The 12,189-nt window shown below is 73.8% G+C and carries 13 protein-coding genes; 8 read left to right on the top strand and 5 right to left on the bottom strand.

The window, feature by feature from the left end; genetic code table 11:
* Positions 1-65 precede the first annotated feature (65 nt).
* Entirely contained in the window at positions 66-710 is a 645-nt protein-coding gene (locus tag CHC11_RS20020; protein WP_089313272.1) for a hypothetical protein, read from the top strand.
* A gap of 114 nt (positions 711-824) precedes the next feature.
* Here the strand turns inward: CHC11_RS20020 and fabI are convergent, their stop codons facing one another.
* Positions 825-1,613: an enoyl-ACP reductase FabI gene (gene fabI, locus CHC11_RS20025; protein WP_089313273.1), complete on the bottom strand. Its 789-nt coding sequence runs from the start codon at positions 1,611-1,613 to the stop codon at positions 825-827.
* 5 nt (positions 1,614-1,618) lie between these two features.
* Entirely contained in the window at positions 1,619-2,323 is a 705-nt protein-coding gene (locus CHC11_RS20030; protein ID WP_089313274.1) for a beta-ketoacyl-ACP reductase, read from the bottom strand.
* 158 nt (positions 2,324-2,481) lie between these two features.
* Here CHC11_RS20030 and CHC11_RS20035 point away from each other — a divergent pair, with 158 nt between their 5' ends.
* Together CHC11_RS20035 and CHC11_RS20040 are read left to right on the top strand one after the other, a co-directional pair.
* Positions 2,482-3,981, top strand: coding sequence for a TldD/PmbA family protein (locus CHC11_RS20035; protein ID WP_089313275.1), 1,500 nt, complete (start codon positions 2,482-2,484; stop codon positions 3,979-3,981).
* A 5-nt stretch (positions 3,982-3,986) separates the two neighbouring features.
* Positions 3,987-5,369, top strand: coding sequence for a metallopeptidase TldD-related protein (locus CHC11_RS20040; RefSeq protein ID WP_089313461.1), 1,383 nt, complete (start codon positions 3,987-3,989; stop codon positions 5,367-5,369).
* A 94-nt stretch (positions 5,370-5,463) separates the two neighbouring features.
* On the opposite strand, the gene CHC11_RS20045 is transcribed toward CHC11_RS20040, so the two are convergent.
* Positions 5,464-5,676 (bottom strand): dodecin, encoded by a 213-nt coding sequence (locus CHC11_RS20045; RefSeq protein ID WP_089313276.1) that lies wholly within the window; start codon positions 5,674-5,676, stop codon positions 5,464-5,466.
* A 65-nt stretch (positions 5,677-5,741) separates the two neighbouring features.
* On the opposite strand from CHC11_RS20045, the gene CHC11_RS20050 reads away from it, so the two are divergent.
* On the top strand, positions 5,742-6,080 hold the full coding sequence (locus CHC11_RS20050; protein WP_089313277.1) for a DUF3099 domain-containing protein: 339 nt from the start codon (positions 5,742-5,744) through the stop codon (positions 6,078-6,080).
* 368 nt (positions 6,081-6,448) lie between these two features.
* Here CHC11_RS20050 and CHC11_RS20055 read toward each other — a convergent pair whose 3' ends face one another.
* Complete coding sequence (locus CHC11_RS20055; RefSeq protein ID WP_089313278.1) at positions 6,449-6,679, bottom strand: hypothetical protein; 231 nt, start codon at positions 6,677-6,679, stop codon at positions 6,449-6,451.
* A gap of 106 nt (positions 6,680-6,785) precedes the next feature.
* On the opposite strand from CHC11_RS20055, the gene CHC11_RS20060 reads away from it, so the two are divergent.
* From CHC11_RS20060 to CHC11_RS42125, 4 genes are all read left to right on the top strand, one after another.
* A complete protein-coding gene (locus tag CHC11_RS20060; protein ID WP_089313279.1) occupies positions 6,786-8,813 on the top strand; it encodes a substrate-binding domain-containing protein in 2,028 nt (675 codons plus the stop codon).
* A gap of 106 nt (positions 8,814-8,919) precedes the next feature.
* On the top strand, positions 8,920-10,071 hold the full coding sequence (locus CHC11_RS20065) for an acyl-CoA dehydrogenase family protein (protein WP_089313280.1): 1,152 nt from the start codon (positions 8,920-8,922) through the stop codon (positions 10,069-10,071).
* Positions 10,072-10,087: 16 nt separating this feature from the next.
* Positions 10,088-10,843: a 3-oxoacyl-ACP reductase FabG gene (gene fabG / locus CHC11_RS20070; protein WP_089313281.1), complete on the top strand. Its 756-nt coding sequence runs from the start codon at positions 10,088-10,090 to the stop codon at positions 10,841-10,843.
* Between the two features lie 13 nt (positions 10,844-10,856).
* A complete protein-coding gene (locus CHC11_RS42125; protein ID WP_218826165.1) occupies positions 10,857-11,417 on the top strand; it encodes a TetR/AcrR family transcriptional regulator in 561 nt (186 codons plus the stop codon).
* Here CHC11_RS42125 and CHC11_RS20080 read toward each other — a convergent pair.
* Positions 11,414-12,184 (bottom strand): helical backbone metal receptor, encoded by a 771-nt coding sequence (locus tag CHC11_RS20080; RefSeq protein ID WP_089313283.1) that lies wholly within the window; start codon positions 12,182-12,184, stop codon positions 11,414-11,416. The two genes, CHC11_RS42125 and CHC11_RS20080, sit on opposite strands and share 4 nt — an antisense overlap.
* Positions 12,185-12,189 lie beyond the last annotated feature (5 nt).

The following is a 12,189-nucleotide window of genomic DNA, read 5'->3' on the forward strand; positions in this document are numbered from 1 at the left end:
TACGGACGACCCCGTATGGGACACGATGTCAACAAGGGTCAGACGGCATCGGGTGGAGGAGCGACATGCCCCAGCGGCTCAGGCGGCTCGGAACGGCGTCGGCGGCGGTCTCGGCGGGGGCGCTCGTCCTGGTCCTCGCCGCCCCGGCGGCCGAGGCGTCGGCGGAGACGTGCAAGAAGGGCGTCGACCCCGAGAGCACGGTCGAGAACTGGAAGTGCAACCTCGGCAACCTGCGCGAGGCGCTCACCCCGAAGAGCCCCACGCCGGCGCCCGCGCCGTCCAAGACCGTGAAGCCCGTCCCCGAGAAGTCCACGAGGAAGACCAGGACGCCGGCCAGGGCGCCCGCCAAGGCCCCGCGCGGGACGTCCTCGGCGCCGAGCGGCGGCGGTGTCGCCGGGTCCGGCCCCGCCCCGATGACGGGGCCGGGCGGCCTCAAGCCGTACTCCGGGCAGGCGCCGACCAGCGCGGCGGGGCTGCCCGGCGTCCTGCCCACCCCGGAGATCGCGTCCGACCCGAACGCCTACCGGAACGTCTCCGGCGGGACGGCCGCGATGCCGCAGACCCGTCTCATCTCCCCCGTCGCCGCCACCGGCCAGGACAACGGCCAGATGATGCTGGTCGCCGCCGCGGCCGGGGCCGCCGGGGCCGTGGGCGCGCTCAACGTCAGCGTCGCGGGCCGCGCCCTCCGGCGCCGCCGCGAGGCCCGCTGAGGTCCCCGGCCCGCCGGCGGCCCGGCCGGGCCGCCGGCGTCACGTGGAGGCGGCGCCGATTGAGCCACACGGAGGCGGCGCCGATGCAGTTACACGGAGGCGGCGCCGATGCAGTTACACGGAGGCGGCGCCGATGGAGTGCAGCCCGCCGTCGACGTGGACGATCTCGCCCGTCGTCGCGGGGAACCAGTCCGACAGCAGGGCCGCGCAGGCGCGTGCGGTGGGCTCGCTGTCCTTGATGTCCCAGCCGAGCGGGGCCACCTGCGGCCACAGGTCCGTCATGCTCTCGAAGCCGGGGATGCTCTTGGCCGCCATCGTCGCGAGCGGGCCCGCGGCGACGAGGTTCACCCGGATGCCCTGCGGGCCCAGGTACTTGGCCAGGTAGCGGGCGCACGACTCCAGGCCGGCCTTCGCCACGCCCATCCAGTCGTACACGGGCCACGCCTTGGTGGCGTCGAAGTCGAGGCCGACGACCGAGCCGCCGTCCTTCATCAGCGGCAGGCACGCCATCGTCAGCGACTTCAGCGAGTACGCGGAGGCGTGCACGGCGACGGCGACGTCCTCCCACGGCGTCTGGAGGAAGTTGCCGCCGAGCGCGCTCTGCGGCGCGAAGCCGATCGCGTGGACCACGCCGTCGAGGCGGTCGAAGCCGCTGTCGCGCAGGTTCCCGGCGAGGGCGCCCAGCTGGTCGGCGTCGGTGACGTCGAGCTCCAGCACCGGCGGCGGGTCGTCGGGGCCCGACGGGAGCCGCTTGGCGGTGCGCTGCGTGAGCGTCGGCCGCGGGTAGGCGGTCAGCACCACCTCGGCGCCCTGCTCCTGCGCGATCCGCGCGACGTGGAAGCCGATGGAGGCGTCGGTGAGGACGCCGGTGACCAGGATGCGCTTGCCTTCGAGGATTCCCATGACCGTCAGTGCCCCATTCCCAGGCCGCCGTCGACCGGGATCACGGCCCCGGTGATGTAGGCGGCGTCCTCACTGGCCACGAACCGCACGGCCCTGGCCACCTCCTCCGGCTTCGCGATGCGGCCGAGCGGCACCGCGGCGGTGATGGCCTTCTGCTGGTCCTCCGTCAGCACCGCCGTCATGTCGGTGTCGACGAACCCGGGCGCCACCACGTTGACCGTGATGCCCCGCGACCCGAGCTCGCGGGCGAGGGAGCGCGCGAAGCCGACCATGCCGGCCTTGGACGCGGCGTAGTTGGACTGCCCCGGCGAGCCCATCAGCCCCACGACCGAGGAGACCAGCACGATCCGTCCCGAGCGCTTGCGCATCATGCTCTTCACCGCGCGCTTGGCCACCCGGAACGACCCGGTCAGATTGGTGTCCAGGACCGAGGTGAACGACTCCTCGCTCATGATCGCAAGGAGCGTGTCCTTGGTGATCCCCGCGTTGGCGACGACCACCTCGACGGGCCCCTGCTCCGCCTCCACCTTGCCGAAGGCGGCGTCGACGTCCTCGGTGCTCGTCACGTCGCACCGGACGCCGAACAGCCCCTCGGGCGGCTCTCCGGACCGGTAGGTGACCGCGACAGCGTCGCCCGCCGCGGCCAGCTCGCGGGCGATGGCGAGGCCGATGCCCCGGTTACCGCCGGTCACGAGGACAGAGCGACTCATCAGGACCCTCTCGTTGTACTGCTCGTTGGCTGCTGCACGACACTAGCGGGCCGCGCGTCCGCTGCGGATGTGCCGAACCGACAAGATCCGCTCACCTCCCTTTGTTCGGACGGCGCGCGGCCCCCGCCGGGACGGGCGCGGACGGTAGGTTGCGGAGGGTGCATGACATCGATCCCGCCTTCACCGCGCTGCCGCTTCGCGCGCTGGCCGACGCGGCGCTGACCCGCGCCAGGGAGCTGGGCGCAGAGCACGCCGACTTCCGCCTGGAACGCATCCGCAGCCAGACACTCCGCCTCCACGACGCCGCCCTGGAGACCGCCCTGGACGCCGACGACGTCGGGCTGTCGGTCCGGGTCGTCAAGGACGGAACCTGGGGCTTCGCCGCCGGCATCGACCTGACGCCCGAGGGCGCCGCCGGCGTCGCGGCGCAGGCGGTCGAGGTCGCCGCCGTCGCCAGGGCCGTCAACCGCGAGCCCATCGAGCTGGCGCCCGAGCCCGTCCACGGGGACCGCACCTGGGTCTCCGCCTACGAGACCGACCCGTTCGAGGTGCCGACCGCCGACAAGGTCGCGCTGCTGGCGGGCTGGAGCCGCCGGCTGCTCGGCGACGACCGCGTCGACCACGTCGACGCGACCCTTCTGCAGGTCAAGGAGAACAAGTTCTTCGCCGACCTCGCCGGCACGGTCACCACCCAGCAGCGCGTCCGGCTGCACCCGGTCGTCAACGCCGTGGGCATCGCCGGCGGCCTGTTCGACACGATGCGCACGCTGGCGCCGCCCGCGGGGTACGGGTGGGAGTGGCTGTCGGGCGGGCACTGGGACTGGGACGGGGAGCTCGCCCGCATCCCCGGGCTGCTCGCCGAGAAGCTCGCCGCGCCGTCGGTGGAGCCGGGCGTGTACGACGTCGTCGTCGACCCGTCCAACCTGTGGCTGACGATCCACGAGTCGATCGGGCACGCCACCGAGCTGGACCGGGCGCTCGGCTACGAGGCCGCCTACGCGGGCACGTCGTTCGCCACGCCCGACAAGCTCGGGACGCTGCGGTACGGCTCCAAGTTCATGAACATCACCGGGGACCGGACGGCCGAGCACGGCCTGGCCACCATCGGCTACGACGACGAGGGCGTGCAGGCCCAGTCGTTCGACATCGTCTCCGAGGGCCGGTTCACCGGCTACCAGACCGACCGGCGCATCGCCCGCCTCACCGGCGCCGGACGCTCCAACGGCTGCGCGTTCGCCGACGCCGCGTCCAGCATGCCGATCCAGCGGATGGCGAACGTCTCGCTCAAGCCCGCCGAGGGCGGCCCGTCCACCGACGAGCTGATCTCCGGGGTCGAGCGCGGCATCTACATCGTCGGCGACAAGAGCTGGTCGATCGACATGCAGCGCCACAACTTCCAGTTCACCGGGCAGCGGTTCTTCCGCATCGAGAACGGGCGCCTCGCCGGGCAGCTCCGCGACGTCGCCTACCAGGCGACCACCACCGACTTCTGGAACTCGATGGAGGCCGTCGGCGGGCCGCAGACCTACGTGCTCGGCGGCGCGTTCAACTGCGGCAAGGGGCAGCCGGGGCAGGTCGCGCCGGTCAGCCACGGCTGCCCCTCGGCGCTGTTCCGGGGCGTCAACATCCTCAACGCGCTGAAGGAGGCCGGCCAGTGAGCACGATCAGGCCGCAGGAGGCCGTCGAGCGGGCCCTGTCGCTGTCGCGCGCCGACGACTGCATCGTCATCGCCGACGAGGCGAGCACCGCGAACCTGCGGTGGGCGGGCAACACCCTCACCACCAACGGCGTGACCCGCTCGAGCCGCCTCACCGTCATCGCGCTGCGCGACACCGCGGACGGCGTGGCGGCGGGCGTGGTGTCGCGGTCGGCCGTCGGCGCCGACGGCATCGAGGAGCTGGTGCGCGCCGCCGAGGCCGACGCCGCCGGCAACGAGGCCGCCGAGGACGCCCGGCCGCTGGTCTCCGAGGGGCCGCCCGGCGGCGCCGCCGGATGGGACGACGAGCCCGCCGAGACCGGGATCGGGGTGTTCGAGGGCTTCGCTCCCGCGCTGGGCGAGGCGTTCGCCGCCGCGCAGGCCGGCGACCGGCGCCTGTACGGGTTCGCCAACCACGTGCTCACCTCGACCTTCCTCGGCTCCTCGGCTGGGCTGCGGCTGCGGCACGACCAGCCCACGGGGCTGCTGGAGCTGAACGCCAAGGGCGCGGGCGGCTCGGCGTGGGCGGGCGTCGGCACCCGCGACTTCACCGACGTCGACGTCCCCGCCCTCACCGGCGGCCTCACCCGCCGGCTGGAGTGGGGCGAGCGGCGCGTGGACCTGCCGGCCGGCCGGTACGAGACGATCCTGCCGCCGTCCGCCGTCGCCGACCTGATGATCTACCTGTACTGGTCGGCGGGCGCCCAGGACGCGCAGGACGGCCGGACTGTGTTCAGCGCCCCCGGCGGCGGCACCCGCGTCGGGGAGCGGCTCGCCGACCTGCCGGTCACCCTGTCCAGCGACCCGGCCGCCCCGGGCATGCAGTGCGCCCCGTTCGTCGTCGCGCACGCCTCCAGCCGCGAGTCCTCGGTGTTCGACAACGGGCTCGCTCTCGGCGCCACCGACTGGATCAGCGAGGGGACCCTCGCGTCCCTCGCCCAGACCCGGCACTCCGCCGAGCGCACCGGGCTGCCGCTCACCCCCGCCGTCGACAACCTGGCGATGCGGGGGCCGGACGGCGGGGCGTCCCTGGAGGAGATGGTCGCCCGCACCGAGCGCGGGCTGCTGCTGACATGCCTGTGGTACATCCGGGAGGTCGACCCGCAGAGCCTGCTGCTGACCGGCCTCACCCGCGACGGCGTCTACCTCGTCGAGGACGGCGAGGTCGTCGGGGCCGTGAACAACTTCCGGTTCAACGAGAGCCCCGTCGACCTGCTGTCGCGGATCGCCGAGGTCGGCGAGACCGGGCCGGCGCTGCCGCGCGAGTGGTCGGACTACTTCACCCGCTCCGCCATGCCTGCGATCCGGGTCCCCGACTTCCACATGTCGACGGTGAGCCAGGCCACCTGAGCCGTCGCGGCCGGGGACGTCGGGCGCGTGCCGGCGCCCCCGGCCGTGGCGGTCCGGACACCGGGCCGGGCCCCGCGCCGGGCCCGGCGCGCGCTCAGGTGTCCTCCAGGCGGAAGCCGACCTTCATGGTGACCTGGAAGTGGCCCACCTCACCGTCCTCGATGTGGCCGCGGACCTCGGTCACCTCGAACCAGTCCAGGTGCCGCAAAGTCTGCGAGGCCCGCCGGACGCCATTGCGTATCGCGGCCTCGACGGTCTCCGGCGAGGTCCCCACGATCTCGGTCACGCGGTACGTGCGATCGGTCATCGATTCCTCCAGATGTTTTGCCCCGTACTGCCGGTGCAGGTCGGACTCCATGGGCTTACCGTGGAATGGTGAAGGTCAATCACCGCAACCACCGCGAACCGGCGGTCTACACGGTCACCGACGCTCCCCGCCCCATGTCGGAGGACATCGGCCACCGCCAGCGCCGGTACCTGATGTCCATGGGCGTCCGCACGATCTGCTTCGTGGGGGCGGTGGTCGCCGCCGTGGCGGGCGCGCCGTGGTGGCTCGCGCTGCTCATGGTGGTCGGCGCCGCGGTGCTCCCGTACGTCGCCGTGATCTTCGCCAACGGGGGGCGCGAGCCGACGGCCCCGGCGGCCTACGACGACCGCGTCCGCGCGGAACAGAAGCCGGTTTCCGGACAGCGACCGGAAATCCGGTCGTGACATTCCCTTGACTAACCGCAGGGGGTTTCGGTGTACGATTTGTACCGGCGCTCTGGTCCCCCGTCGGGGCGCCCTTGCCGGTGTTCCGGGCCCCCGTCGGAACACCGATGATGCGGCGCCGGGTGGATTGCCCCCGTATCCACCCGGCGCCGCTTTTCACTTTCCAGGGTGCCCGCTGAAGCTTCGCGGGCTCGCGGATGACCTTCCCCGCACCCTCGCTCGACCGGCCGTCCGGGCCGACGCATGCCCCGCGAGAACGCAAGCCCTCCGGACTGGCCTGGTCCGGCCATGAACCGAAACCCGCTCCTTCCGAACCCCGCGCGCCCAGCTCCGCAGGGGGCGAGGCGTTCCCGCGCGGGCACCCTCCGTCAGGAGGTCGCGGCCGCGGACCGATCCTTCCCGGCGCCCGCCGCGTACTGCTGAGCGGCACCACCGTCCCCGCGCCCCAGGGGAGGTCCCGTTGTCCCCCGTTCCGGCCGGACGACCGCCGCCGCGTCGAACGCGGCGGGCCGCGCGCCGAGGCGCCCGGCCCGCCGTCCCGGCCGCGCGTCCCCCTCCCGGATCTCCCCCTTGACGGAGGCGGCCGACGAGACGAACATCACAGCTGCCTCACCTGAGACATATCGACCATGTGTCTCAGGCGCGGGCCGTCCACCGACGGCGCGACGCGGCCCGCAGCCCCCGCCCGGGAAACGGAGATCGGCCATGAGCGCTTTCGACGACGTGCCCGAGTGGGCACCCTGGAACCTGCCGGAGCCGGGCGGCCCCGAGTCCCCCTACACCTTTCTCGGCGCCTCGCACCCCGCCGGGCCGCCGCCCCGCCGAGCGGCGAGCGGGCATGAGAGCGAGCCCTTCGACGCCTTCAGGAGACCGGACCGCACGCCCCGTCCCCCGGGACCGGCGCACGCCGCCGCCAGGCAGCCGCGGGGGCCGTGGGCCCTCGGCGGAGGCCGCCCGCCGCGGCGGGTCGGCGGCATCCTGCTCGGGCCGCTGGCGGGCGCGATCGGCCTGGTCCTGCTCACCGGGTTCGGCGCGTACGCGATCGCCTCCGCGGGCGACGGCTGCTCCGGCGGTGGCGCGGTGACGCTCGACGTGGCCGCGGCGCCGGACGTCGCGTCCGCGGTCGCGCGGGCGGCGAGGCGCTTCAACGACGCGGGACACCGGGTGGAGGGGCGGTGCGCCCGCGCGCGGGTGCGCGCCGCCGACCCCGCCGCGGTGGCGACGCTGCTGTCGGGCAAGGGCGTGGCCGGCGTCGCCCGCAGGCCGGACGTCTGGATCCCCGACTCCTCGCTGTGGACCAAGCTCGCCAGCGGATCCGGGCGGGCCCCGGCCGGCGGCGCTCCGGGACGGCCCGCCGGGATCGCCTCGTCCCCGATCGTCCTGGCCGCGCCGCGCGGCCTGGCGACGCAGCTGCGCAACCTCGGCGCCCCGGAGCGGCCGCCCTGGAAGGACCTGCTCGCCGCGGCCGGAACGGCCTCCGGCGCCGGGCGGGACCCGGCCGCCGGAGACGGCACCGGGGTGATCCCGCCGCGGCTGCTGCGGCTCCAGGTCCCCGACCCGGCCCGCAGCGCGACCGGCATGGGCTCGCTGCTCCTTGCCGGTGCGCTGCTGGGGGACGCCCCCGGCGAGGCGTCGTTCACCGGGGCGGTCCGCACGATCCGGGAGGGCGTCGCCGTCTCCGTGGACACCGTGTTCGCCGAGTTCGCCGCGTTCGCGACGTCCACCTCGTCCGACCGGGGCGAGGCCGACCGCTACCCGGTCGCGATGGCGCCCGAGCAGGCGGTGTTCGCCTACAACGCGCGGCGTCCGACCGAGCCGGCCGTCGCGCTGTACCCGGCGGAGGGCACGGTCTACCTCGACTATCCGGTCGCCGTCCTGGCAGGGGACCGGGCCAAGGCGAGCGCGGCGCGGGCACTGGAGACGGCCCTCGCGGACAGGGCGACCCGTGACGACCTCCGGCGGCTGGGCTTCCGGGCGCCCGGCGGGGCGGCGCCCGCGTCGTTCTCCCCCCGGACCGGCCTGGACCCGCGGCCCCCGCGGGCGCTCCCCGAGGCGCCGGCGGCGGACGTGCGGCGCACCATGCAGTCGTGGGCCCAGCTGTCGCTGAGCATCCGGATGCTGAGCATCATCGACGTGTCGGGGTCCATGGACGAGGGGGTCGCGCCGGGCGTGACGCGGCTGCAGTCCACGGTGCGCACCGCCCAGGGCGGGCTCGCGCTGCTGCCGGACGACAGCGAGCTCGGCCAGTGGATCTTCTCCACGGACCTGCAGGGCGGCCGGGACTGGCGGGAGCTGGTGAGCGTGGGGCCGCTCGACGAGCGGCTGGGATCGGCGACCCGGCGGCAGCTCGTGCTGAGCGCGTTCGCGCGGATCCGGGTGAAGGAGCACGGTGACACCGGCCTGTACGACACGGTCATGGCCGCGTTCGACTACATGAAGCGGACCTACAAGCCGGAGTACGTGAACTCGGTCCTGCTGTGGACGGACGGGAGGAACGAGGACCCGCGCGGCCCGTCCCTGGAGGAGACCCTCGACCACATGCGGCGCGAGTACGACCCGGAGCGCCCCGTCCAGGTCAACATGCTGGGCTACGGACCGGGCGTGGACGTCGATGAGCTGCGGCGCATCGCGCAGGTGACGCACGGCGACGCCTACGTGGCCGAGACGCCCGGGCAGATCCAGGCCATCTTCCTCAGGGCCGTCTCGCGGCGGGTCTGCGAACCCGACTGCTGACAGCCCGCGAGTCCCTCTCTCGACTCCACCCACTCGTATTTGATTCTAGAACTACATTCGAGTTAACTTAGCGTTCTGTTAGTAACGCTGGCGAGAGGGGCACGGCGTGCGCCGCACCGTTTTCAACGAGGACCACGAGGCCTTCCGGGACACGATCCGGGCGTTCATCGAGGCCGAGGTGGCCCCGGTCTACGAGGAGTGGGAGAACGCCGGCCACCCGCCGCGGGACTTCTACACCAAGCTCGGCGAGCTGGGCGTGTTCGGCATCCAGGTGCCGGAGGAGTACGGCGGCGCGGGCGAGACGAGCTTCAAGTACCAGGCCGTGGTCTCCGAGGAGTGCGCCCGCGCCGGGGTGGGCTTCGGCGGTTACGGCGTGCACGTCAACCTCGTCCTGCCCTACCTGCTGAAGTACGGGTCGCAGGAGCAGAAGAAGCGCTGGCTGCCGCCGTTCGTGTCCGGCGAGATGATGACGGCGATCGCGATGACCGAGCCCGGCACCGGCTCCGACCTCGCGGGCATGCAGACCACGGCGAAGCTGGACGGCGACCACTACGTCCTGAACGGCGCCAAGACGTTCATCACCGGCGGCGTCCTCGCCGACCGGGTGCTCGTGGTCGCGCGGACGTCCCCGGCCACGCCGGAGAACCGCCGGGCCGGCCTGTCGATCCTCGCCGTGGACACCCGGAGCGAGGGCTACGCGGTCGGCCGCAAGCTGGAGAAGATCGGGCTGCGCAGCTCCGACACCGCCGAACTGTCGTTCACCGACGTCCGGGTGCCCGTGGAGGACCTGCTCGGCGAGGAGGGGCGCGGGTTCGAGTACCTGACGCACAACCTCGCCGAGGAGCGCCTCGGCATCGCGACCAGCTCCTACGCGTCGGCGGCCGCCGCCGTGGAGTTCGCCCGCAGGTACGTCCAGGAGCGCACCGTCTTCGGCAAGACCGTGTCGTCGTTCCAGAACACCAAGTTCGTGCTGGCCGAGTGCGCCACCGAGGTCGAGGCCGCCCGCTCGCTCGTCGACCGCTGCATCGAGGCGCTGGACGCCGGCGAGCTCACCCCCGCCGACGCCGCCGTCTGCAAGCTGTTCTGCACCGAGGTGCAGGCCCGCGTCGTCGACAAGTGCCTCCAGCTGCACGGCGGCTACGGCTACATCCTGGAGTACCCGATCGCGCGCCTGTACGCCGACGCCCGGGTCACCCGGATCTACGGCGGCACCAGCGAGGTGCTCAAGACCATCATCGCCAAGGACCTCCAGGTCTGACGGAAGGGCTGCGCACATGACCGATACCCGGGTGGCCATCGTCACCGGCGCCGCGCGCGGCATCGGTGCCGCCACCGCCGTCCGCCTCGCCAGGGAGGGCTTCGCCGTCGCGGTCTGCGACCTCGACGAGGCCGCCTGCGCCGGAACGGTCGAGACGATCACCAGGGACGGCGGCACCGCGCTCGCCGTCGGGGTGGACGTCGCCGACACCGCGCGGGCCGACGCCGCCGTCGCCCGCGTCGCCGCGGAGCTCGGACCGCCCGTCGTCCTGGTGAACAACGCCGGCATCACCCGCGACAACCTGCTGTTCAAGATGTCCGACGACGACTGGGACGCGGTCCTGTCGGTGCACCTGCGCGGCTCGTTCGTCATGACCCGCGCCGCGCAGGCGCACATGACGAAGGCCGGATGGGGCAGGATCGTGAACCTGTCATCGGTGTCGGCCCTCGGCAACCGCGGCCAGGTCAACTACTCGGCGGCCAAGGCGGGCCTCCAGGGGTTCACCAAGACGCTGGCGATCGAGCTGGGCAGGTTCGGGGTGACGGCCAACGCGATCGCGCCCGGTTTCATCGCGACCGAGATGACCGCCGCGACCGCGGCCCGCGTCGGCGTCGACTTCGAGGACTTCAAGGCCGCCGCCGCCAGGGAGATCCCGGTCCGGCGCGTCGGCGTCCCGGAGGACATCGCCGGGACCGTCGCGTTCCTGGTCAGTGACGACGCCTCCTTCGTCTCCGGCCAGGTCATCTATGTGGCCGGTGGTCCCCGCGCGTGACGGGGCGGCCCGGGTGCGCGACCGGGAGGGGACGGAGGAGTCGCTGCGCGCGGCGGCGGTCGCGCTGCTGCGGCGCGGCGGAGTCCTCGCCGGGCTGAACCTGCGCCAGGTCGCCGACGAGGCCGGGGTCAACCGCGGGCTGGTCTACCAGTACTTCGGGTCGCGGCGGGCGCTGCTGCGCTCGGCGCTGTTCCACCGGTCGCGCCCGAACGCCGAGGACGCGGTGGACGCGGCCGGGCTGCCGCTGCGCGAGCGGCTGGCACGGCTGTTCTGGACGAGCCTGCGCAACCCCGAGCCGGTCCGGCTGGCGACGCTGCTGGTGCTGGACGGCGACGACCGGCCCCGCGTCCTGCTCAACCGGGGCGCGGGCCGGGAGGACCTCGCGGCGGAGGCGGAGCGCGGCGACCTGCCGGTCGGGGACGTGGCCGCCGTGCAGGCGGCCATCGCGTCCACGGTCTACGGGTACACGCTGCTGCGCGACCACCTGGCGAGGGAGATCGGCGTGCCCGCCGAGGAGCTCGACGAGCGCATGGCCCGCTGCGTGGAGGCCATGTTCGTGCGCCGCCCCGACTAGCGGCGGCGCGCCGCGGCGAGCCGTTCCGCGAGGGCCGCCGGGGCCTCGACCAGGGACGGGCCGTACCAGGTGAGGTGCCGGCCGCTGACCAGCGCGGCGTCGAGCCCGGGAAAGGACTCCGGACCGTCGTCCTCGGTGAAGCGGTACGGCTCGTCCGGCAGGACCACGAGGTCCGCGCCGGCCGCGTTCAGCTCCTCCAGGGGGATCTTCGGGTAGCGCTCGGGGTGCCCGGCGTGGACGTTGGACACGCCGAGGCGGGACAGGACGTCGCCGGTGAAGGTGTCGCGCCCGACGACCATCCACGGCCGCCGCCAGATCGGGATCACCGCCGCCCGGGGCTCGCCGGGCGCGGCGTCCGCCCAGACGCGGGCCGCCTCCTCCAGCCAGCCGGGCGCCGGCACCCGGCACGCCTCGGTGAGCATGCGCCGCAGCGACGACAGTGCCTCCTCGACCGTGCGGATCCGCGTCATCCACACCGGCACGCCGGCCGCGCGCAGCGCCTCGACGTCGGCGGGCCGGTTCTCCTCGGTGTTGCCGACGACGACGTCGGGCCGCAGCCCGATGATCCGCTCCAGGTCGGGGTTCTTGGTGCCCCTCACGCGCGGCACGTCCAGGCCCTCGGGGTGGGTGCACCAGTCGGTGGCGCCGGCGAGCAGCTCCGGCGCGGCCACCGCGACCGTCTCGGTCAGGGACGGGACGATCGACACGACGCGGCGCACCCGGTCCGGGACCGGGACCGGGTCGCCGGCGTCGTCGTGGACGGCCATCGGCG

It is taken from the genome of Actinomadura mexicana, from assembly GCF_900188105.1.
GTDB classification, from domain to species: Bacteria; Actinomycetota; Actinomycetes; order Streptosporangiales; family Streptosporangiaceae; genus Spirillospora; species Spirillospora mexicana.

What these genes read in the sequence shown, in the direction of transcription:
- fabI (WP_089313273.1), bottom strand. Translation starts at nt 1,613, where the DNA reads ATGGGAATCCTCGAAGGCAAGCGCATCCTGGTCACCGGCGTCCTCACC.
- CHC11_RS20080 (WP_089313283.1), bottom strand. Translation starts at nt 12,184, where the DNA reads ATGGCCGTCCACGACGACGCCGGCGACCCGGTCCCGGTCCCGGACCGG.
- CHC11_RS20020 (WP_089313272.1), top strand. Translation starts at nt 66, where the DNA reads ATGCCCCAGCGGCTCAGGCGGCTCGGAACGGCGTCGGCGGCGGTCTCG.
- CHC11_RS20045 (WP_089313276.1), bottom strand. Translation starts at nt 5,676, where the DNA reads ATGACCGATCGCACGTACCGCGTGACCGAGATCGTGGGGACCTCGCCG.
- CHC11_RS20030 (WP_089313274.1), bottom strand. Translation starts at nt 2,323, where the DNA reads ATGAGTCGCTCTGTCCTCGTGACCGGCGGTAACCGGGGCATCGGCCTC.
- CHC11_RS20060 (WP_089313279.1), top strand. Translation starts at nt 6,786, where the DNA reads ATGAGCGCTTTCGACGACGTGCCCGAGTGGGCACCCTGGAACCTGCCG.
- CHC11_RS20050 (WP_089313277.1), top strand. Translation starts at nt 5,742, where the DNA reads ATGGTGAAGGTCAATCACCGCAACCACCGCGAACCGGCGGTCTACACG.
- CHC11_RS20055 (WP_089313278.1), bottom strand. Translation starts at nt 6,679, where the DNA reads ATGTTCGTCTCGTCGGCCGCCTCCGTCAAGGGGGAGATCCGGGAGGGG.
- fabG (WP_089313281.1), top strand. Translation starts at nt 10,088, where the DNA reads ATGACCGATACCCGGGTGGCCATCGTCACCGGCGCCGCGCGCGGCATC.